Here is a 22,264-nt window from a genome sequence, read left to right as displayed (position 1 = left end):
AGTGTCCACGCTGTCCAACCAGTCATTGGACCAAAGTCCAATACAAACTTTTGTTCAACATGTATAGGCTGAAATTCTCTACCTGCGGGCCAAGGGGGAGTTTGTCATGAAAATCATGAATTTGGCCTGAAGCGAAGCCGGGTGCGAGCCCAGTCTACGAGCACAAGAAAGCGGAAGCCGGGAAGAAGCGTGATGCTGCGACTGAAACCGCTCATCACGGCATGAGTCAGTAAAAGTGCTTTTCATTCGCAAGGTACCACGCGTTCGCGGCAAGATATAAGAGCTTTGCAGACCAGCTTGAACAGTGGCAATACGTCAGTATCAGTGCGTGTTTCTCCCTGCCATGCCGACGGTGCCGATTTGGGCGCGCCCCGATTTGTCGCCGGCAAATGCTCAGGGTGACCTGCCGGGAGGATAGTTATGCTGATCACACCGGATACCCAACGGGTGCTGTCCCGGCAATTGCTCGATGTACTGATCCGTGCTGGACTTGTCGCCGTTCTGGCAATCTTCTGTTTCCGGATCTTTGTCCCGTTCCTCAACCTCATGGTCTGGGCATTGATCCTTGCAATCACGCTGTATCCGCTGCAGGTCAGGCTTAGGCGTTCGCTCGCCGGCAAGGATGGTCTGATCGCCACGGTGATCATCCTTTGCGCTTTTGTGGTCATTCTCGTGCCGACCTATCTGCTGGGCGTCGCGGTCGCCAATTCGATCGAGCGGGCGATGGCCATTTTCAAGAGCGGCAGCTTCCAGATTCCGCCACCGGATCAATCCGTGGCGGCGTGGCCGTTGATAGGCCAGCGGATTTATGACTTCTGGACGCAGGCGTCGACCGATCTCACCGGGCTCGCGCAGAAGTTCGCTCCTCAACTCAAGGAAGCCGGGCTCGCAATCCTCGGCACGGTCACGGGGCTGGGCGCGGGATTACTGGTCTTTTTCATTGCGCTTATCGTCGCTGGCATTTTCATGGCGCATGGAGAGAAGGGCTACCAAAGTTCAGTGCAGATTGCCTCGCGCATCTCGGGTCCCGAGAACGGCCAGCAGATTGCCGATCTATGCACGTCGACCATTCGGGCCGTGGCGCAAGGTGTGGTCGGTATTGCGTTCATCCAGATGCTGCTCATCGGCATTGCGTTCATCGTCATGGGTATTCCCGGCGCGGGCCTGCTTGCGCTCGCCGTGCTGCTGATCGGCATCATGCAGCTACCCGCGACGCTGATTACCGTACCCGTCATCATTTTCGTGATTGTTACGCAGGGGGTGAGCACGGCGACCATCATATTCTCGGTCTACGTTTTCGTTGCCGGTCTGGCCGATAACGTGCTCAAACCACTGTTGCTGGGCCGTGGCGTCGCGGTGCCGATGCCCGTGGTGCTGATCGGTGCGATCGGGGGCATGGTGACGGGCGGCGTCATCGGCCTCTTCATCGGTCCCGTCATGCTCGCCGTGGGTTACCAGCTGTTCTGGCGATGGGTGAAAGACCAGCCGGCATCCGGGCAGCGCCCGACACTCGAACAACCCTGAGACTCCAGAGACCACGCCGTGTCGCCTTCAATGCTCCCCCGCGGGGTGGCGATGCCGCTTCGGACAGTGTGGCTGATCGGCAGCCTCACGGGCTTCCTGAACGGGTGCATGCGCGTGGGTCCGGACTTCCATCCGCAGCACGAGGCGTGGAGCGAGCACTGGAGTAGCGCATCGATCGGACAGGTCACGCAGCAGGCAGCGCAGCCCGATGCGCGCCAGTGGTGGCAGATTTTCGGCGACGAGAACCTCGAGCGTCTGATCGCGCAAGCCGATGCAAACAACGGCGACCTGAAGATCGCCGGTCTGCGCGTGATCGAGGCCCGCGCGCAGCTCGGCATCGCGCTTGCGGGACGCTATCCCCAGGTGCAGCAGGTCAACGCCGACGTGCTTTACGCGGCGCGCAAGAACTCGGATGGATTCAACCCGCGCTCGGGTGCCTACTGGCAATACGGCGCGGGCTTCAGTATCGGCTGGGAACTCGACTTCTGGGGACGCTTTAGCCGCGCAATCGAGTCGGCCGACGCCGCATTCTTTGCCGCGCAAGCCAACCGCGACGCCGCGTTGGTCCTGTTACATGCGCAGGTCGCCGATACCTATTTCACGCTGCGCACGGCCGAGGCGCGCCTGCGCATCGCGCGCGACAACGCCCGCTTGCAGAAGCGCAGCTACGACATCGCGCAAAAGCTCTTCAAGAGCGGCGAGACGGATGAGCTGGACTTCCAGCAGGCCAAAACGCAGTATCTGGGCACGCTGAGCAGCATTCCCGAACTCGAGAGCCAGATCGTGCTCGCGCGTCACGCGCTATCCGTGCTGACGGGACGACCACCCGGTCCGCTGCCGGAACTCGACGTGCAGTCCGGCAAGCAGGGCGTGATTCCGCTCGTCGATCATGCCGTGCTGCAGGACGTGCCTGCCGATCTGCTATTGCGTCGTCCCGATGTTCGCGCTGCCGAGTATCAGATGGCCGCGCAGTCGGCATTGATCGGCGTGGCGAAAGCCGATCTCTATCCGTCCGTGTCGCTGCTGGGCTCGCTCGTCTGGAGCGCGAGTTCGCTCACCGGCTCACCGAACACGCTGGCCGTGGTAGCCGGCCCGAGCGTCACGTGGAACGTGTTCGACCATGGCCGGATCACCAACAACGTGCGCGTGCAGGACGTCCGGTTGCAACAGTTGACGGTCGCCTATCAGAACACCGTGCTCGAAGCCGCGCGGGAAGCCGATGATGCTGCTACCGCACTGATCGCCGCATTGCAGCGGGACACCATTCTGAACGACGCTCAAGGGGCCGCGCGGCGCTCCCTCACGCTTGCCAATACGATCTACCGCGAAGGGTATTCAGACTTCCAGCGCGTGCTCGATGCCCAGCGCGCGCTGTTCGCGCAGCAGGACGCGTACATCGTCAACCGCAGCAATGCCGTGGGCAGCCTGATCGCGCTGTACAAGGCGCTCGGCGGAGGCTGGTACACGGAGCAGCCGATCGTCGATGCGGCGACCCGCGCGCAGATGCAGGAACGCACCGACTGGGGCGATCTGCTGAACGAGCCGCGCGCGCAGCCGGCTGCCGCCATTCCGTCCTCAGGTCCCTCCCAATGAGCGACACGCCCGAGTCCTCCCATGCCGCGCCGACGCCAGCGCCGTCGCCCGACGCCGATCCATCGGGCAGGGCGATGAAGTGGATTGTCGGACTGATCGTCGTGAGCCTGATCTGGTATCTGCTCGCCGACCGCTTTACGCCTTACACACAACAGGCGCGCGTGCAGGCCTATGTCGTGCCCGTCGCCGCGGAAGTATCGGGACGGGTGACGCGCGTCCTCGTGCATAACAACCAGGAGGTCAACGCGGGCGACGTGCTGTTTGAAATCGATAGCGACCAATACCGCATTGCCGCCGATCGCGCACGGGCCGACCTCGACTCCACGCGCCGTCAGGTCGGCGCCAGCACGGCCGGCATCGATTCGGCGCTCGCATCGCTGCGAGCGGCGATCGCAAACGAGATCAAGGCGCGGCAGGACAGCGACCGTCTGGAACGGTTGTACCGCGAAGACGAGGGCACGGTCTCGCTTCGACGCCTCGAGGTGGCGCGCGCGACGCACGAGCAGGCTCAAAGCCAGGTTGCCGCAGCGCGTGCCGAAGTGGAGCGTGCGCGTGAGCAGCAGGGCGGTCACGACGAAGAGAACGCGCAGTTGCGCAGCGCGGCGGCTGCCGTCCAGAAGGCCGAGCTCGATCTGGCCAACACGCGGATCACGGCCCGCACAGGTGGCGTCATCACCGATCTGCGCGCCGAGGTCGGCCAGTTCGCGGCGGCGGGCAATCCGGTGATGACACTGATCGCGGTCCGCAACGTGTGGGTCAGCGCCGATATGACCGAGAACAACCTGGGCCATCTCCAGCCTGGCACGCCCGTGGCTATCGCACTGGACGCACTGCCGGGCGAAGTCTTCGAAGGGCGGGTCCGAAGTATCGGTTATGGCGTGAGCGTGGGGCAGAGCACGCCTCCCGGCAGTCTGCCCACCGTGCAGAACAGCCGCGACTGGCTGCGTCCCGCCCAGCGTTTTCCGGTGATCGTCGAGTTCGACCCGGATGAGCGTACACGTCTGCACAACCTCCGCATTGGCGGGCAGGCCGAGGTGATGGCGTTTCCGAGTCAGGGCAATCCGCTCAATCTGCTGGGTCGCGTGTTTCTGCGCGTGATGAGCTGGGTCTCCTACCTTTACTGACGTCCATGGCAAGCACACTCCAGCTCCCCGGTCGCCGTGCGCTGCGCATTGCCACAGGGACGGCACTCTGCCTCGCGGTCAGTTTCGCGCTGGACCTGCCGATTCCCGTGGTCGGGCCGGTGTTCGCCGTCTTTCTGCTCGCGACGCAAAACCGGCCACTGTCGTTCAAGGCAGGCATCGCGTTCGCGCTGGTCGTCGCGTTGACCACGGGCAGTGGCTTGCTCCTTGTTCCGCTGCTTCGTCATTACGCATTCGCTGGCGTGATGATCACGGCTCTCTTGCTCTTTCTTGCCTTTCGCTACGGATTGCGCGGTGGGAACAATCTGGTCGCCACCTTTCTGGTGGCGGGACTGACGATGATCTCCGCAGCGGGTACAGCTGACTTCCAGTTAGCCGTGACGGTCGTTGGCGCACTGGTGAAGGGGCTCGTGCTTGCCGTGGTGGTGTCGGCCGTGGTTCACCGGCTGTTTCCCGAACCCGTGAGCGCGCGGCTGCAACCTGCCGCGCCCGTCATGCCGAAGGACCTGGCCGTACGCGTTGCGCTGCGCGCCGCGCTCGTGGTCATGCCCGTCTACCTGCTCGCGATGACCGATCCGGCGAGCTACATGCCCATCATCATGAAGTCCGTCAGTCTCGGCAGACAGAGCTGCACCACGACGGCCCGCAGCGCGGCGCGCGATCTCATCGGCTCCACGCTGCTAGGCGGCCTGCTTGCGGTGGCGTTCTGGTTTGCACTCAGGCTCTTCGTGGACCTGTGGATGTTCTTCCTGTGGATGCTGCTGTTCGGCCTGCTGGTGGGACGCAAGCTTTATCGCCTCAGCCCGACGCGTTACTCGCCGGGTTTCTGGCTGAACAGCCTCGTCACGATGATCATCCTGCTCGGCCAGTCGGTGCAGGATAGCGTGGCGGGCAAGGACGTCTACAGTGCATTCGCGGTGCGCATGGGGCTCTTTCTGGCAGTGACCCTCTACGCGTGTCTGACGCTTCAGCTCTTTGACCGCTACAGCCGGGCGCACTGACACGCTGATTTCTGATTGGACCAAGGTCCAATACCGCTGGTGCAATGCAGTGAATAGACTTAATGAGGAGCGCGTGATGCCTTTTGACGATTCCGCGATTGATCATGTTCGTTGGCGGAGGCGGACGACGCTACGAGACCGGCGAGGCAGAAGCCAGACGGCTACCGCAAACCGAATCGCCCCATCAGATACGTTCCGGAGAAAGGTCTAGCCGCGATCGGGTGAAGCCAGGGCGGCGCGGTTCCGCAGTCCGTCCACAATGCGTTGCTTCGAGCTCTGTCGAAGGTCTGTTCAGGAGAACACCAGATGACAAAGTTGCTGGTCGACGTGGTCATCTTTCTTGCGTCGGCGCTGATCGCCGTGCCGGTGGCAGTCCGCCTCGGCTTTGGGGCAGTACTGGGTTATCTGGTGGCGGGCATCATGATCGGCCCGTGGGCACTGAAGCTGGTGACCGACGTCGACGCGATCCTCCATTTTTCCGAGTTGGGCATCGTGTTAATGATGTTCGTGATCGGACTTGAAATGCGGGTCGACGCCCTATGGGCGATGCGCCGCACCATCTTTGGCTACGGCACGATGCAGATGACCGTCTGTGCCGCGGCGTTGTTGGGCGTTTTCATGTTGTTAGGGTTGCCATGGCGTATTGCGTTGACGGGCGGGCTTGCGCTCTCGCTGTCATCGACGGCAATGGTGATGTCCGAACTTCAGGAGCGCAAGTTAATGGAGATGCCAACGGGCCGCGCCGGATTCGGCATTCTCCTGTTCCAGGACATGGCAGCGATCCCGCTGATTGCGCTGCTGCCGCTGCTTGGACCGACGGTGCCCACCGCCGCAGCGGAACCGGGTTGGCTCGTAGCCTTGAAAGCACTGGCCATGCTGGGTGCGATCGCGCTTGTTGGCCGCTATCTGTTGCATGTCGTGTTGCGTGTGATCACCAGCATTGGCGTTCCCGAGATTTTCACGGCGTTTGCACTGCTCTGGATCGTGGGCATCTCGTTGCTCATGGAGAGCGTTCATCTGTCGATGTCTTTGGGCGCCTTTGTCGCAGGTGTACTGCTCGCGGATTCGGACTATCGCCACCAGGTCGAAGTCGACATGGCGCCCTTCAAGGGTTTGCTGCTCGGTTTGTTTTTCATTGCAGTGGGAACGTCAATCGATTTTGGTGTGTTGATGCGCGAGCCGGTACGTGTCGCGGTACTCGTCGTGGCACTTGTCGGTATCAAGTCGATCGCGCAGTGGCTTCTTGCGAACAGATTTGGCGTGCCGCCTTCGCAACGCAGCTACTTTGCAATTCTGCTGTCACAAGGCGGCGAGTTCGCGTTTGTGGTGATGGCCGCTTCATTGGCTGCGGGTGTTATCGATCAGCGCCAGTCGTCCCTTGTCACGCTGGTCGTTGCGCTCTCGATGGTCACGACGCCTTTGCTGTTGCTCGTGCATCGCCGGCTCTTGCAGCCATTCGCCCGTCGTGAGGTCGGAGAGGGGTAGTCGAGAGAATCCATTGCGCGTAGCCGGATCGTGGATTACCCGGGGGCCGTCGATTGCGACGAATCCCTTCATGCCTGATGTAATCAGGCAAGAACCACAAGGAGCGCCGCTGACATGTCAAACGAACGCGAACCTTTGCTTGACCCAATCGACAGAGTGAGCGAGATCGTCTTTGGTGTGCTGATGGCACTGTCGTTCACGGGCGCCCTCAGCGTTGCGACCGCCGGCCGCCAGGAAGTCCGGACGATGATGTTCACCGCACTCGGCTGCAACCTCGCCTGGGGACTCGTGGATGCCGTCATGTGTCTCATACGCACAGCAACTGAGCGACGCAGGAAGGTTACATTGCTGGCGCGGCTTCGGGCGACACAAGACAAGCCCGAAGCGCACCACTTGATTAAAGATGCGCTCCCGCAACTTTTCGCATCCATCGTCCAGCCTGCGGCGCTCGACGAACTGCGCCAGGGGCTGCTTACCGTAGGCGAGGTGTCTGTCCGACTTGATGGGAGGGACTATGCCGCCGCATTCGGCGTATTCGCGCTCGTCGTCCTGGCGACTTTCCCGGTCGTGATTCCATTCATGTTTATTTCAGAGGTCATGTTGGCATTGCGCGTCTCGAACGCACTGGCGGTTGTCACGCTCTTCATCTGCGGTTTTGCGCTCGGCCGGCACACGGGCGGAAGACCCGTTGTGTCCGGTCTTGCAATGTCCGGAATTGGCGTCGCGCTGCTTGCGATCATCATCGCTTTAGGGGGTTGATCCGGATGATGTGCTACCGCAGGGCGAACACCTTCATGAAGCTCTTTCTGCGTCTGTGAAATTGCAACCGGGGCGCGTAACAGGACAACTGTCGGTGGAGTACATCCCTTAGACCATTGCAGCAACACGGTATGACCGTGAACCACGATGGAGGTAACCATGCACAGAAGAAGTTTTATACGGACGGGTAGCGCCGCGCTCGCTGTTTCGGGCCTTACGCTGGCGGGCTTCACGGTGACACTGGGCGACGCCCTCGCCGGCGAGTCCAACTCGGCGAAACGGCAGGAAATCGACGCCAAGGTCCACGCGACCTTATCGCGGCTGTACGAGACAGTCAAAGGTTCGAAGGAACTCGTCGGCAAGGCGAATGGCGTTCTCGTGTTCCCATCCGTGCTGAAGGTCGGCTTCATCGCCGGCGGCGAATACGGCGAAGGCGCATTGCACGTGGGCGGGAAGTCGGTTGGTTACTACAGCACGGTGTCGGGCTCATTCGGCTTGCAGGCAGGCGCACAATCGAAGGCCGTCATCTTTCTGTTCATGACGCATGATGCGCTCAGCAAGTTTCGCAATTCCAAAGGCTGGTCGGTCGGTGGCGAAGGGTCGGTCGCGCTGCTGAAGGTCGGCGCAAACGGCGAGATCGATACGACGACGGCCACCGCGCCCGTCGAAGCGATCGTGATGACCAACGCCGGCCTGATGGGTGACGTGTCGCTCTCGGGCACTAAAGTTTCGCGCCTGAAAATCTGATAGCGCAACTTGCTGTGTTTGTTTGGCCAGGTTTCAACCGATCGACGCGATGGAGTTGTCGTCCCGCCAGATCGGCAACCGGGTGCGCGCGCCCGCCTCGGCGCTCAGCGCGCAAGCTGCGCCTTTGCAAGCTGGCCCAGGCGTCGGACGCCGTCTTCGATACGGTCGCTCCAGACGTGCCCGGCGCTCAGTCGCAGGCAATTTCGAAAGCGCCGGCTCGCGGAGAAGACGTCGCCGGGCGCAAAGCAGATGCCTTGCTCGAGCGCTTCCTCGAAGAGTTCGCGTGAATCGAAGCCCCTCGGCAGTTCTAGCCAGAGCATAAAGGCGCCTGCTGGCCGGCTCACCTTCGTGTCGGCGGGGAAGCTTGCCTCGATTGCACGCGTCATGCGTGCGAGGTTCTGCTCGAAGATGCGGCGGATACGGCGCAAGTGCGTGTCGTAGGCGCCGCTTTCCAGGAAGTCCGCAGGGCGGGGCCGCACTGCGTGAATGCGAGCTTGCGCTCCATCAACTGCTGCGTATAGGCGCCCGCTGCGATCCAGGCATCGCGACAGAAGATTCACAATTATCGTTGCGGCCGTCGCGGCTCGCCAAGCGAAATTGTGATGGTCGATTCAGTCGGAATTGTGACTGTTATGGTCGGCCCGCGAGCGCTACGATGCGTGTGTTCCGATCGCATCAGTAAGAGCGCAGACGCTGCATGTAGCACACCGGATAGCCGGAACATTTACTTCCAGACATGTCGGGTAAAACCATGAAAGTAAAAATCGCCTATATCGATGAACCGCCGTTCTACTGGACGGGTCCCGATGGTTACGTGACGGGCTCGGATATCGAACTGGCCGATGTGGTGCTGCGCGCAATCGGTGTGACATCCATCGAACATCATTTGACCTCGTTCGAAGAATTTCTGCCTGGCATACACGAAGGCCGCTGGGATATGAACGTGCCGATTTTTGTAACGGCCGAACGCGCAGAGCAGGTTGCGTTCAGCGTGCCCGTCTGGGCGCTGGGGGATGGGTTCGTCGTGCATGACGGAAATCCCAAGACGCTGACGAGCTACAGGGCCGTAGCAGAGCGTAACGACGCGCGGTTGGGGATTATTACTGGTCAGGTACAGCTCAACTCCGCAAAGTCGGCGGGCGTGCGTGATGACCAAATCGTGATGTTCAAGGACCAGCCGGAGGCAATTGCTGCGCTACTCGCGGGAAAGATAGACGCATTCGCCGGAACGGCCGTCGGGAACCGCGCGGTTGCCAGTGCAAACAAGGAACTGGAAGCGGTCGCACATGCGATGAGCCAGGAAACGGGAGCGCCTGTCGGCGCCTTCTCGTTCAATAAGAACAATGCTGCTCTTTTGCAGGCTATGAATGAACAGCTGCGCAAGTACGTCGGTTCGGCGGACCATCGCGCGCGCATGGCGAAGTACGGCATCACGGAAGCGGAAATCGACAGCGTAGCGACTGCACAAGGTTGACCAACACGCTATCCAGCCAATTGGAGACACCATGAAGAGATCATATAAGGTAGTTGACGTGTTTACTTCGCGACCACTGCTGGGCAATCCGGTTGCTGTGGTACTCGACGCGGAGGGTTTATCCACGGATGAGATGCAGGCCGTCGCACGCTGGACGAACCTTTCCGAAACCACGTTTGTTCTTCCGGCTACGGCAAACGAGGCGGACTATCAGTTGCGGATCTTCACGCCGCGCAGTGAGCTTCCCTTTGCTGGCCATCCGACGCTCGGCAGTGCTCATGCCATTCTGGAAGCGGGCCGTGTAACACCTCGCGCGGGCGGGCGATTGATTCAGCAATGCGGCATTGGCCTCGTCGAGTTGACGATCGAAGAGCAACGAGGAAACCGCCAATTGGCCTTCGATCTTCCGCCCGCAAAGATCGAGCCGCTGCACGCAGCGGATATTGCGGATCTCGAACTCATTCTCGGCTGCAAAGTCGACACGAAGGCTGCGCCCGCCATCGTGAATGTCGGCCCGATTTGGGTCATCGCGAAGATGGACGGGGCGGCTACCGTGGTCGATCTTCGGCCAGATCTCGCGAGGTTGGCGGACTTCGAGCGCCGCCTCGGCGTCACGGGTCTGACCGTATTCGGTACTCGCGACCGTGGAGATGCGGCGATAGAAGTGCGTACCTTCGCACCGTCATGTGGCGTTGAGGAGGATCCTGTCTGTGGAAGCGGCAACGGCAGCGTCGCTGCATTCCAGTGGAAGCGCGGCCTGTTGCCTGCCGACGGCGGAAGCTATGTCGCGACACAGGGACGCTGTGTCGGTCGGGATGGACGAATCGAAGTACACGTGGATATGAGCGGGAATGTACGTATCGGCGGTTCTTGCGTCACGTGTGTGGACGCTTCGCTGACGCTCTGAAAGCCGCACTGGGTAAGGCATTCGATGGTCCGTAGCCAACACTAAGTATGTCGAAATGAATATCCATTCATCCACGATATAAGGCGTGGGTGGTTCAATCTCACCTTTCAATGCCTGGCTGGTCATGCAGGGTCTGTGACGTTGCCGCTGCGCTTGTCGAAAGGACGAGACAATTTCTCACCGCGTGGCGCATTTCCTGCAAGATATTTGCAGCGCAAAATGTGCGCTGTCCCACCTAGGTCCCTGTCGCTGCGCCACCCGATGTTCTATCGTCGATCTGAGGCAGTGTGTTCAGACAAAACAGTGACCGGTGCGTACATCATTGCTCCAATAGCCAGCGTCTTTTGACAAAAGGGCGTTTTCCAATCGTTTTTTATCAGTCGAGAGAGCAACGGCTGACGAGCGGGCCATTGCAAATTTCAGCGCTTCACGGCGGAGCTGACACAACTCGAAATCGAAATGGCCTGTATGCGCAGGCTACCCGCACCCGTCGAATGATCAGGGGAGTTCAAATTTCCAGGAGCGAATTTCGTGGAAGAACTCGACGAATTCTTCTGGAGTGACCTTCTCGACTACATCGATGAAGGGCGCGTCATTGCGGTGGTGGACGACGGGCTGCTGCCCGTCAGTCAGGACGGTCAATCCATGGGGTTCGATGCGCTTGTCGCCACCCGGTTGGCCGAAAAGCTCCGCATCGGCCTGGCGGAGTTCGACAACCCTCCGCGGCTGGATGACGTCGTCAGCCGTTACCTGCTACTGCCGCGCGCGCGCAAGGAAGACCTGTACGTCCGCACGTCTCAGGTCGTGAGAGATCTGGCGATCGAACCTCCTCAAGCGCTGCTGGACCTCGCCGCCGTATCCCCGTTCGATCTGTTCGTGACCCTGTCGTTCGACGGCTTGCTGACTCGCGCCATCGACCTTGTCCGTCACGGCGGGGACACGCGCACTTCGGTCGTGAGTTTCTCCCCAAATCGGCCTGCCGATCTACCGCTCCCGCGCGGGCGCCTGACCACGCCAACCGTGTTCCATCTGCTCGGCCGGCAATCGTCAGCCCCCGATTGGGTGATCTGCGACGAGGACCGCCTGGAGTTCCTTCACGCGTTGCAGGACGACGCGCGTCAGCCGAAGCTGCTGTTCGATGCGTTGCGCGACGACCATCTGCTGCTGCTCGGTTGCCGGCTGCCGGACTGGCTCGCGCGCTTTTTCCTGCGCGCAGCCAAGAACGAGCGGCTCTCGTCACCTCGCCAGACGGTGGAGTACCTGGTCGATCCAATGGCCGCGCGCGACCCCGCGCTGAAAGCCTTTCTCGCCGACTTCAGCCCGGCGACCCGCGTCGTGTCACTGGAGCCGACTGTCTTTTGCGCCGAGTTGCGCGCCCGCTGGAGCCAGCGTCACCCCGCGGGCGTTGCGAAGGCCCCGTCGGCGCCCGTCGTGCCGCGCGCCATCGAGGGTGCGGTGTTCATCAGCTATTCGAGTCAGGATGTAGACGCCGTGCAAGGTCTCGCGCAGGAACTCGATGCTGCGGGCATCGACGTATGGTTCGACCGGAGCGAGCTTCGGGGCGGCGATGATTGGGAGCGCAGTATCCGGCGTGGCGTGGACACGAGCAGCCTGTTCATGCCCGTGATTTCGCGCGCCACGCAAGACCCGGACCGGCGGCGGGACTACTTCTGGCGCGAGTGGATGGCCGCCGACGAGCGCGCTCGCGGCATGGCGCCCGACGAACCCTTCCTGCTCCCGGTGGTGATCGACGACACGCCCAAGTACGGCGACTGGCTTCCCGACCGCTTTCGCTCCGCCCAATGGATGACGCTGCCTGGGGCACGCACCGACGAGACGTTCGTCGCGCACGTGCGCGATCTGTACCGGCAAATCTCCAGCCGCTGCCGGCGGAGCTGATATGGCTGATGAAGCGGTTGAATCCGGGCACGCAGGACTGTCGGCAGAGGCGCTGACGCCGGCGCGCCCCTGGCCTGGCCTCGCGTCTTTCACCGAGGCGGACCAGTACTTTTTCCGCGGCCGGGAGAACGAGGCGGAAGAACTCGCGCGGCTGGTGCGCCGTGAAGTGCTGACCGTCCTGTTCGGCCGCTCGGGACTAGGAAAGACCTCGTTGCTCAATGCGGGACTTTTTCCGCGTTTGCGCGAGAACCTTCATGTGCCCGTGATGATACGTCTCGCGCACGGCGCCGCGTTGCCGCTGCGCGACCAGGTCTGGCAGGCGCTCGCCGCCGCTTGCACTGCCGCTGGCGTCGACGCGACAGCGCCGCTGCCGGAGGCGTCGTTGTGGGAACACTTTCATCGCGCCGGCGCCGGGTTCTGGAACACGCGCAACCGGGCCGTGATACCCGTGCTGGTTTTCGACCAGTTCGAAGAGCTGTTCACGCTCGGCCAGGTCGACGAGGAGACGCGCCGTCGCGCTGCCGGCTTCGTCAGCGAGCTTTCAGACCTGATTGAAAACCGCCCGCCGGAAGCGTTGCGTCAAGCGCTCGATTCCGGCGCGGTACCCGCGCAGAGCATCGATTTCAGCCGCCGGGACTGCAAGGTCGTCCTGAGCTTTCGCGAGGACTTCCTGGCGGACGTGGAAGGTTTGCGCGTGAACATCCCGTCGCTAATGCGCAACCGGTACCGCCTGTTGCCGATGGACGGCTACCAGGCCCGGGCGGTGATCGAAAGCGGCGGCGCGCTCGTGGCGCCGACGGTGGCCGAACGCATCATCGGTCTCGCGTGGCGCAATCGCGCCGAAGCGCCTTCGGCAGACGACTATAGCCGCATGGAGGTCGATCCCGCGCTCCTGAGCGTGATCTGCAGTGAACTCAATTTGCGCCGTATCGCACAGGGTAGCGATCACATCGGTGCCGAGCTGGTGGCGAGCGCCGAGCGCGAGATCCTGGTCGATTTCTATGAGCGCTCACTGCGAGATGTCGACCCGCGTGTGCGCGTGTTCATCGAGGATGAACTAATCACGGACGCCGGCCATCGGGACAGCTATGCGCTCGATGATGCGCTCGTGCTGCCCGGCATCTCGCGCACCGATATCGAGCGGCTCGTGGCGGGCCGGCTGCTCCGCGTCGATGAGCGCTTCGGCGTGCGCAGGCTCGAACTTACCCATGATGTGCTGACACGCGTTGTCAAGGACAGTCGCGATGCGCGGCAGGCCCGTGAGGCGGCGGCGGCCGCCGCCGCGCGCGTGCGTGAGGCATTGGAGATACAGCGGCGTAACCGTCGCAACGCGATGTGGGTTGGCGCTGCGTTCGCGTTTGCAATGGCTTTGCTAATCGGCGCGGGATATGCCGCATACGAAGCGACGGTGCAACGAAACCGTGCGCGTGTCGCGCAGAATGACGCCGTAGCCGCCAAGCAGCAGTTGGTCAAGGAGACCGAGAAATCGATCCAGGCGAAAGTCGAAATCGGGGAAGCCCAGCAACAGTTGCAGCGGGCGGCAGTGGAGTTTCAAAAGATGCGTGACTCCGCAGCGGAGGCCAATAGTCGTGCGAAAGAGGCGCAGGCGATCGCAGTGAAGGATGCCGAATTGGCAGCGATTCAGCAGAAGCGGGCAGACGAAGCCACCGCACATGCCGGGCAACTGACTCGCGATGCGATTATCTCCGGCGTGATTGCCAACGCCAGTGCCGAGGACGCGGAGCATCCCGATCGCGCGCTGCTGCTGGGCGCCGAAGCGAGCCACGCCGCCCCAATGCGGCTGGATGCGCAGCTTGCGCAACTGGCGCGGCTGATTGCCGACGACGGCGTACACAAGATGATGCGGATCGGCGACAAGGTGACCGCGTCAGCAACCAGCCCTGACGGCAAACGGATGGCCATGGGCACCAACGGCGGCGACGTCATCGATCTGGACCTGACGACCTGGACCGTGCTGCGGCGCTGGAAAGGCCACGAAGGTGCCGTGCTGGCGCTGGCGTACGACCAGGACGCGTCACGTCTCGTATCCGCCGATGCGAAGAAAACCGTCATCGCCTGGCAAGCGCGCGATGCGAAGGAACTCGGGCGTGTATCTGTCGGCGATGCCTCTGACATCAAAACGATTGTCGTCAGTCACCACGGCCAGTTCGTCGCGGTTGCAGGCCATTCATCTGTGTACGTGTTGACGATGCCCGGGCAACCGGGTGTCCCAGTGCTCAAGCGCCTTGGCACTGGCGACGGTCAATGCCTTGGATTCGACCGCGACGACGCCACGCTGCTCTACGGGTCCGGGGATAGCATTGTCGTTGCACCGCTCCCCGGTACCGGGACCGGTACTGAACCTTCGCCCAGGGCGACACGCCCTTTGCTCGCGCGCACACCCGACTGCCGCTTCGATGCGTTGCTCCACGCCAACCCCGACGGAAAGCGCGTCGTCGAGCTTCGCGATGAATCAACGGACTCGGTCATCGGAACTTTGGACGGAGGCGAAGGCGAACTACAGGCGGTCTTCGAGCCCGGAGGCGGCTTTTTTGCGCTTCGAAATGGCCGAACGACTAGCGTGTGGAAGGTACAACCTCTGCAAAAGATCGGCACGGTTGCTGATGAAAACGGCAGGGCCGTTCGCATGTCATTGAGCCCGGACGGCCGCTGGCTGGCCACAGCCCTGGCCAGCGGCGAGGAACTGGTTCAGCCGACCAACGGCGGCCGGGCGCGAGTCAAGACCCGGCAAGGACAGCGCGTTGCCGCCTTCCAGTTTTCGCCGAATGGGGACACCGTCGCGTATCAGATCGATCAACAGGAGACGCTGTACACCATATGGTCGCTCGCGCCGGGGTCGGTGTTGCGGTCCGGCAAATCGCTGTACCACGCGGAGGAAGTGGAGTTCAACCGCAATGGCAAGGTTCTGGCGACCGTCCCCTCGGGCACGGATATCGCCGACTTCTGGAATCCCGACGATGCCGTGCAATTGCGCAGCGAACGCGGCATGCTGCGCGCCGAGTTTAGTCCTGACGGTTCGCTCCTCGCTATTCAGCGCGCCAACGGCACGGTCGATGTACTGGATATGACGGGCCATGTCCTTCTGCCGCTTCAGAAGCCGGTGGATGCCGATGTAGAGCGCTTTGCGATAAGTTGGGACAACCGGCGCCTTGCGATCACGCTGTCCGACGGTTCGATTCATGTGTACGAGATCGCCCCGGCCGGACACGAAACGGTGCTGTCCGGGAAGCGCGGGTCGGAAGTCGTCGCGTTTAGCCCTGACGGCCGGGTGCTGGCGGTGGCGGGCGGCGATGGCGTTGTGCGCCTGTACCGCTTCGGGTCGCAAAAGGCCATGACAGAGTTGCCTGATCCGCATAAGGATCGCGTGCGTCAGCTGGCATTCAGCCCTGACGGCAAGCGGCTCGTATCGGGCAGCGACGATGAAATGGCGATTCTGCACGACGTCGAAAGCGGACAAACCGTGGCGAAGTTCGGCCCTCATGGCGGCCCGGTTGACCGGCTGGTTTTCATCGGCAACGGCGAGGCGCTCGTCAGCGGTGACGCGAAGGGGGAACGACAGGTGTGGGATCTCCGCAAGGGGAGCCAACTGGCCCGGCTGCGTGCCGCGGGCGGCACTGTATCAAGCGTGGACATCAGTCCAGGCGGACGTCGCGTGGCCGTGCTGCATGAGGATCAGACCGTGTCGTTGCGCAACTGGGACAGCGAGTCGATGCTGACAGATGCTTGCGCGATTGCGAATCGCAATCTTGATTGTGCGGAGTGGCGACAGTTTATGTCGGGGGTGCCTTATCGGAAGACGTGTGCGGCGTTGCCTGCGCCGAAGCCGGTTTGTCGCTGAGGGGAATATCGACGGCTGATGATGGCGACCTCGGAGTCATTCAGGTGTGAGCGGTCTTCGCGGTGTCCAGATCCGTGAAGTTCAAAAGGCTGCTGGCCGATAGTAGTTGCCCATTTCACGCGCCTCGCATCGACCGACGATTTCGTCCGATCTTAATCGACTTCCTCTTCGCGAACGCCTAGCATTAAAGCTGCGCGCTTCGCGAGGAGATTGCCATGTTGTGTGTCGTCTGCGCAAAAGAAGTCCCCGTCAGCAAGGACCAGAACCCGTGGTGCTCGGAACTGTGTCGCGGCAAGTGGCAACGCCGCCAGCCTTTCCTGTTTGCAGACCTGAAGCCCAAGAATCGCGACCTGCGCAAAGAGAAGCCGATCCCGCAGCCTGCGAACACCGGGGAAAATCTGCTTGCCGCCGTATTGCAGAGCAACACATTCGACGACGACACACTCGCCAGGCTGCGCGGCGTAACAACGGCCACGCGGCCCCTTGCGATCGAAAAAGAGGTCGGGTCCGGCTTTCACAAGAATGCTACGCACTACCAGCAGAGAAGCGGCAAAGTCGAAACAACGCCGATCAGCGCCGACCGCATGCTTGAAATCGCGATCATGGCGTACAACACGGCAATCCTGCTGCATCAGGCGAAAAAGCCGGTGATCCTGTATCGAATCGCGGGCAAACGCACGCTGACCGAAGAAGAGCAGAAGCAGACGTTGTCGAGTTCCGTGCGCGCGAAAGTCGATGTCGGAGCCACGGAGCGCAAGGAAGTGTGGCCGATTGAAAAGACGGCGGCGTGGATTCAGGGCGCCATGCGTGCGCGCGTGAGTTTCGTGTTGCTCAATGATCCGCGTGAGGATCTGGTCGGCGGCGTTGACAAAAAATCCGACGCGATTTATGTGCGCGAGATATTCCAGATCATTTCGACGCACTATGTCATCGGTAAGGCAACCGATGACATAACGCCAAAGGCACAGCTTACCTGCGCAAAAGGCAAGATCCTGCCGTTCGTGCTGAACCCGCCGGACAAGACTCTCGGCCCGCTGCCGCTGATTCCGCGCATGAATCAGATGATCGACTGGAGCCACACATGGGATGGCTCGAAGTCGTCGCTGACAATTGGCGATCCCGCTGAATTGATCCGTGATCAACTGACTCAGACATTCAAGGAAGCGGGAACCTCGCTTGGTATTCCGGAGTATCCGGCGAAGAATTGGAAAGTGGACTAGGTTGGAAAAGGGTTGAAGGGGGTGTGTTGGGGGCGTGGAGGGGTTTTGGTGGGACGGCACCCGGCGCGATCCGGCCGCTCAACTTCTCTGAGAGCGGCCGCTCGAAGCACACACTTACTCATCCTGGTCCGACGGGAGCCGCGAGAATCGGAAATTGCAATGGCTCGCGCCGCCGGCCAACGTTTGTGTCCTTTCCAGGTGGATGCCTCGCGTTGCATAGGCGTCGAAATCAAGTCCGCAAATGTTCGGCAGGATCTCTTTATCTCCATGGCGAGCCGCGAATTTGCAAAAGCCACAAGCTGTGTAGTTGATGCCGAACTCAAAATCGTCACCCGGGCCCGGCTCGACGAAATCGTAGACGAAATCTTCCGGAAACTCTTGCTGATGGCTTTTTGCAGCCTGCTCGCGCAGCAAAGTCTGATTCTCTGACGACAGGAATTGACGCCCCGAGGCAAGACGTTCCGCTTCGGGCACGGTGAGCAACTGCGCCTTGTAGGTTTCTCGCTCGATTTCGCCGATCACGGACAGCGACACGCCGTGTCGCCGGAGCACTCGGCCGATGGCCATAAAACCCATCAGACGCATGAAGAAATCGCTCATACGACTCGCCGCGCCTCCAACATAGGGCATTTGCGTGAGCACGATTTCGAATTCGTCCATCACCTCCTGCCTGATTCCATCAATATCGGACAGATTCGCACGCTCGCGCATCATCGATTCGGCAAGGTCGAGGCGGTGCTGCATGGCAGCCTCCATGGCACCGCGATGCGACTCGTAAAACGGATGAATGATCCCGGCCATCGGACACCTCCCTAACACCATTGGCCCATTGTAGGCTTTCCCGACAATCCACCACTACACGTCATTCACCGCTACGTTCGCGGGCCCCGCATCCGGCACGCCCGGGCGTGTCCTGCTTTGTGGCCGGTGGGCACCGCAAAGCGCAAGCGGCTCAGAAAAGACAGCCCTACACGTCCGGTGGGCTATCATGCCAGTCCTCTCCGAAGTAGCTCCTTATGATCTCCGTCCGTAATCTCACGCTGCGCCGCGGCGTGAATGTCGTACTCGACAGCGCGTCCGTCACCTTCACTCCCGGCGAAAAGATTGGTCTTGTCGGCCGCAATGGCGCCGGCAAGTCGTCGTTCTTCGCCCTTCTCAACGGCACGTTGCACGAAGATAGCGGCGAGTTCTCGATTCCCGCCGCATGGAAGATGGGGCAGGTCGCGCAGGAGATGCCGGAGACCAGCCAGGGCGCCACCGACTTCGTGGTCGAGGGGGACACCGTGCTGCTGGCCGCGCAGGCCGAGGTAGCCGCCGCCGAGGCCAGCGACGATGGCATGCGCATGGCGCACGCCTACATGGCCCTGCACGACGCCGGTGCGCACGATGCCCCCGCACGTGCCCAGGCGCTGATCCTGGGCCTTGGCTTCAGTGCTGCGCAGCTTAGCCAGCCGGTCAACAGTTTCTCCGGCGGCTGGCGCATGCGACTGCAGCTGGCGCGCGCGCTCATGTGCCCGTCGGACCTGCTGCTGCTCGACGAACCGACCAATCACCTCGACCTCGACGCGCTGGTCTGGCTGGAAGCATGGCTCAAGCGCTATCAAGGAACCCTGGTAGTAATCAGCCACGACCGCGAATTCCTCGACGCCGTGACGCAGGTGACGGTACACGTCGACAACGCCAAGCTGGTGCGTTACGGCGGCAACTACAGCAAGTTCGAAGACATGCGTGCTGAGCAGCTCGTGCTGCAGCAGGCCGCGATGGCCAGGCAGGTGGAAAAGATCGCCCACCTGCAGAAATTCATCGACCGTTTCAAGGCCAAGGCCTCGAAGGCGAAGCAGGCGCAGAGCCGGGTCAAGGCGCTCGAACGCATGGAGAAGATCGCACCAGTGCTTGCCGACGCAGAGTTCAACTTCGAGTTCAAGGAGCCGCTCAACGTCCCGAACCCGCTGCTGTCGATGCTGGACACGAGCTTCGGCTACCCGGCGCCGACCGGCGCACTGCCGGGCACGCCGCCCACGGTCATCGTGCGGGGCATCAACCGTTCCGTGCTGGCCGGGCAACGCATCGGCATCCTCGGTGCCAACGGCCAGGGCAAGTCCACGCTGGTGAAGACGGTGGCGCACGCACTGGCACCGATTGCTGGCGAAATCAGCGAAGGCAAAGGCCTGAACATCGGCTACTTCGCACAGCAGGAACTCGACGTGCTGCGTCCGCTCGACACGCCGATGGAACACATGATCCGCCTTGCCAGGGACACGCCGCCGCACATGCGCGCGCCCGGCCAGAGTGGCACCGAACAATCGCTTCGCACCTTCCTCGGCACCTTCAACTTCAGTGGCGACATGGTCCATCAGGCAGTCAACACGATGAGCGGCGGCGAAAAGGCGCGGCTCGTGTTGTGCATGATCGTGTGGCAGCGCCCCAATCTGCTGCTGCTCGACGAGCCTACCAACCACCTCGACCTGGCCACACGCGAAGCGCTAGCGATGGCGCTCAACGAATTCGAAGGCACGGTGATGCTGGTCAGTCACGACCGGGCCCTGCTGCGCGCCGTATGTGATGAGTTCTGGCTGGTCACCAAGGGCGGCGTCGAGCCGTTCGACGGCGATCTGGACGATTACCAGCAATTCCTGCGCGACGAAGCCCGTCGCATGCGCGAGGAGGCTGCCGCAGAGCAGAAGGTCATCGCTTGAGAGACCCCCAGGCGCGAGGAGGCCGAACTTCGATCCGCGGGGAATATTTCACGCGTGTCGCGTAACCAGCCAGCTGAATACCTGCCTGCTCGCGCGGTTCGCACGCGCCCTCGAACTCGTTCGATGGCGCGTCTACTGTGCTCCCTGCGCGATCATCGTGGTAACGATCGCCGGTGCGGCAGTAGTGAGGTGCCAATCAACTACTGCGGCAGCGCAGCCAATGCGATCTCACTCGCGCTGTCCAGTTGCTCGACGTGCCAGCACTTTTCGATCAATGCACGCGTTTGAGCTGGCGAAAGAATGCCTTCGGCGAGATCCGCGAACTTCTTCTCAAGTTGCTGATCGGTCATCGGCACTTCGGTGCTGCCGATGGCATGCTGAATAAACTTGTGCAGCTTGCGGCCATCCTTGAGCGTGATGGTCATGTCGACCTGTTCCGGCTTGATTGCCGGATCGATGATCGCGTTCACCTTCTCGCGCAGGGCAACCGTCACCGGGTCGCGCACTTTCGCATCGCTGAACTGTTTTTCGCCGCCCGCGCCGTCGATCACGGCAATCGCGACTGCATGATAGATGCTGAACTTGCCTTCGAGCCCGATCTGCGGCGTCTTCTTGCCGGTCAGTTCGATGACGAGTGGATGCACGCGAAGATCGATATGGTCGATCTGATCGGCCGTCAGGTGATATTGATTGCGAAGCTGGATTGCCGCGTCGATTGCCGGATGAATGACGATGCCGCACGCAAACGGCTTGTAGGTGTTCAGCGTCGATTCGTAACGCGTGCCCAAACCTTCGGTGATTTCGCGGTAATCCTGTTTGGTGCTGATGGTGTTCGCCCAACCCCGTTTCGCTTCGATCATGCCATCCGAACTGGTGTAGTCCCTGGCGGCCAGCAGAGCGGCGAAGATTCCGTTCGCGGCAGCGCGCCCCGGGTTGAAGCTCTTGTTCATCGAACCGAACGATTCACGCAAGCCGACCGGCTGCGACGCCGCAAGGCCCAATGCCCAAACCATTTGCTGAACGCTCAGCCCCATCAGCTTGCCCGTTGCCGCCGCCGAGCCGAATACGCCGCATGTGCCCGTGATGTGCCAGCCGACATCGTAGTGATTGGGATACACCGCGTTGCCGATCCGCAATTCCGTTTCGACGCCTAGCACGAGCGCGTTCAAAAAGTCCTTGCCCGACACGGGATGGTATTGCGAGTACGCAAGAATGGCCGAAGCCACAGGCCCTGCCGGGTGAATGATCGTCTTCAGATGCGTGTCGTCGTAGTCGAAGATATGGCTGCTGACGCCGTTGATGAAGGCCGCGTTCATGATGTCGAAGCGCTCGCTGCGGCCCAGCAGGTTTGCCTGTGGCGGCCCCGAGAATGGCGTCAGGGCGGCGACCGCGCGATTCACCGTTTCATCGTGCGACCCGCCGACAGCAACGCCGACCCAGTTCATCAAGGTTCGCACGCCTTCCTTGCGGGCGGACGCGGGCAAGTCCTGGTAGCCGGTCTTGACGATGAACTCCGCGAGGATGCGCGTGACTTTCGGCGGGCGTGCATTCGTGCTGCTGGCGGGCGCAGGCGCGGAAGCGGGCGCGGCGGTATCGGGCGAGTCGGCGAAAACCGCCTTGCTGGCGGCCGCCGATGCCAAAGCGCCAACGGCACTGGTTTTCAGAAAGCGTCGTCGGTCGATGACGGACATCGGTTTGTCTCCTTCGGGTTTGATATTCGATGAGGCTGGGCGCGGCGCTCATGGCCTTCGATCGCACGTCCCTGTGGTCATCGTGCCATGATGCGAAAACGCTAAAATGTCGACACTTTGTGTATTCTAATTACGAGAACCGTGATTTCGCAAGGTGTAGAACGCGCAGTGTACACACTTAGGGGATGGGCCCAGAAAGACGACGCGCATTGCCACGCGCCGCCGAAGAAGGGCCGTTTGTTAGAATCGCCCGGAAACCGGGCCGGC

Annotated in this window: 16 protein-coding genes; 13 read left to right on the top strand and 3 right to left on the bottom strand. The window is 61.6% G+C overall.

Features of this window, described 5'->3' with window-relative positions:
- The first annotated feature begins 420 nt into the window (after positions 1-420).
- From BLT65_RS30230 to BLT65_RS30200, 7 genes are all read left to right on the top strand, one after another.
- On the top strand, positions 421-1,524 hold the full coding sequence (locus BLT65_RS30230; RefSeq protein WP_091784730.1) for an AI-2E family transporter: 1,104 nt from the start codon (positions 421-423) through the stop codon (positions 1,522-1,524).
- Between the two features lie 51 nt (positions 1,525-1,575).
- A complete protein-coding gene (locus BLT65_RS30225; RefSeq protein ID WP_091784894.1) occupies positions 1,576-3,117 on the top strand; it encodes a TolC family protein in 1,542 nt (513 codons plus the stop codon).
- A complete protein-coding gene (locus tag BLT65_RS30220; RefSeq protein ID WP_091784727.1) occupies positions 3,114-4,241 on the top strand; it encodes an HlyD family secretion protein in 1,128 nt (375 codons plus the stop codon). The genes BLT65_RS30225 and BLT65_RS30220 overlap by 4 nt, the downstream gene beginning before the upstream one ends.
- 5 nt (positions 4,242-4,246) lie before the next feature.
- Complete coding sequence (locus BLT65_RS30215; protein WP_091784724.1) at positions 4,247-5,260, top strand: DUF2955 domain-containing protein; 1,014 nt, start codon at positions 4,247-4,249, stop codon at positions 5,258-5,260.
- A gap of 306 nt (positions 5,261-5,566) precedes the next feature.
- On the top strand, positions 5,567-6,745 hold the full coding sequence (locus tag BLT65_RS30210) for a monovalent cation:proton antiporter-2 (CPA2) family protein (RefSeq protein ID WP_091784720.1): 1,179 nt from the start codon (positions 5,567-5,569) through the stop codon (positions 6,743-6,745).
- Between the two features lie 114 nt (positions 6,746-6,859).
- Positions 6,860-7,504 (top strand): VIT1/CCC1 transporter family protein, encoded by a 645-nt coding sequence (locus tag BLT65_RS30205; RefSeq protein ID WP_091784716.1) that lies wholly within the window; start codon positions 6,860-6,862, stop codon positions 7,502-7,504.
- A gap of 159 nt (positions 7,505-7,663) precedes the next feature.
- Positions 7,664-8,251 carry a BPSL1445 family SYLF domain-containing lipoprotein gene (locus BLT65_RS30200; RefSeq protein ID WP_042308820.1) on the top strand — a complete coding sequence of 196 codons (588 nt, stop codon included), beginning with the start codon at positions 7,664-7,666 and terminating at the stop codon, positions 8,249-8,251.
- Between the two features lie 104 nt (positions 8,252-8,355).
- On the opposite strand, the gene BLT65_RS30195 is transcribed toward BLT65_RS30200, so the two are convergent.
- The gene (locus BLT65_RS30195; RefSeq protein WP_244186756.1) at positions 8,356-8,730 is read right to left on the bottom strand and encodes an aminotransferase-like domain-containing protein; all 375 of its coding nucleotides are present in this window, start codon (positions 8,728-8,730) and stop codon (positions 8,356-8,358) included.
- A gap of 257 nt (positions 8,731-8,987) precedes the next feature.
- Here BLT65_RS30195 and BLT65_RS30190 point away from each other — a divergent pair, with 257 nt between their 5' ends.
- The 5 genes from BLT65_RS30190 to BLT65_RS30170 all read left to right on the top strand — a co-directional run bounded on the left by BLT65_RS30190 (position 8,988) and on the right by BLT65_RS30170 (position 17,610).
- Positions 8,988-9,725 carry a transporter substrate-binding domain-containing protein gene (locus BLT65_RS30190; protein ID WP_425273169.1) on the top strand — a complete coding sequence of 246 codons (738 nt, stop codon included), beginning with the start codon at positions 8,988-8,990 and terminating at the stop codon, positions 9,723-9,725.
- A gap of 31 nt (positions 9,726-9,756) precedes the next feature.
- Complete coding sequence (locus tag BLT65_RS30185) at positions 9,757-10,632, top strand: PhzF family phenazine biosynthesis protein (RefSeq protein ID WP_091784710.1); 876 nt, start codon at positions 9,757-9,759, stop codon at positions 10,630-10,632.
- Positions 10,633-11,163: 531 nt separating this feature from the next.
- On the top strand, positions 11,164-12,531 hold the full coding sequence (locus BLT65_RS30180; protein WP_042308815.1) for a toll/interleukin-1 receptor domain-containing protein: 1,368 nt from the start codon (positions 11,164-11,166) through the stop codon (positions 12,529-12,531).
- 1 nt (position 12,532) lies between these two features.
- A complete protein-coding gene (locus tag BLT65_RS30175) occupies positions 12,533-16,390 on the top strand; it encodes a WD40 repeat domain-containing protein (RefSeq protein WP_091784707.1) in 3,858 nt (1,285 codons plus the stop codon).
- A 215-nt stretch (positions 16,391-16,605) separates the two neighbouring features.
- A complete protein-coding gene (locus tag BLT65_RS30170) occupies positions 16,606-17,610 on the top strand; it encodes a hypothetical protein (protein ID WP_042308811.1) in 1,005 nt (334 codons plus the stop codon).
- 114 nt (positions 17,611-17,724) lie between these two features.
- On the opposite strand, the gene BLT65_RS30165 is transcribed toward BLT65_RS30170, so the two are convergent.
- Positions 17,725-18,411: an L-2-amino-thiazoline-4-carboxylic acid hydrolase gene (locus tag BLT65_RS30165; protein WP_167306576.1), complete on the bottom strand. Its 687-nt coding sequence runs from the start codon at positions 18,409-18,411 to the stop codon at positions 17,725-17,727.
- 215 nt (positions 18,412-18,626) lie between these two features.
- Here BLT65_RS30165 and BLT65_RS30160 point away from each other — a divergent pair, with 215 nt between their 5' ends.
- Complete coding sequence (locus BLT65_RS30160; RefSeq protein ID WP_091784701.1) at positions 18,627-20,306, top strand: ABC-F family ATP-binding cassette domain-containing protein; 1,680 nt, start codon at positions 18,627-18,629, stop codon at positions 20,304-20,306.
- Positions 20,307-20,506: 200 nt separating this feature from the next.
- On the opposite strand, the gene BLT65_RS30155 is transcribed toward BLT65_RS30160, so the two are convergent.
- Complete coding sequence (locus BLT65_RS30155) at positions 20,507-21,997, bottom strand: MmgE/PrpD family protein (protein WP_091784698.1); 1,491 nt, start codon at positions 21,995-21,997, stop codon at positions 20,507-20,509.
- Between the last annotated feature and the right edge of the window lie 267 nt (positions 21,998-22,264).

This window comes from Paraburkholderia steynii (assembly GCF_900100565.1).
GTDB classification, from domain to species: Bacteria; Pseudomonadota; Gammaproteobacteria; order Burkholderiales; family Burkholderiaceae; genus Paraburkholderia; species Paraburkholderia terrae.
This window is presented reverse-complemented; position numbering and strand designations above follow the sequence as displayed.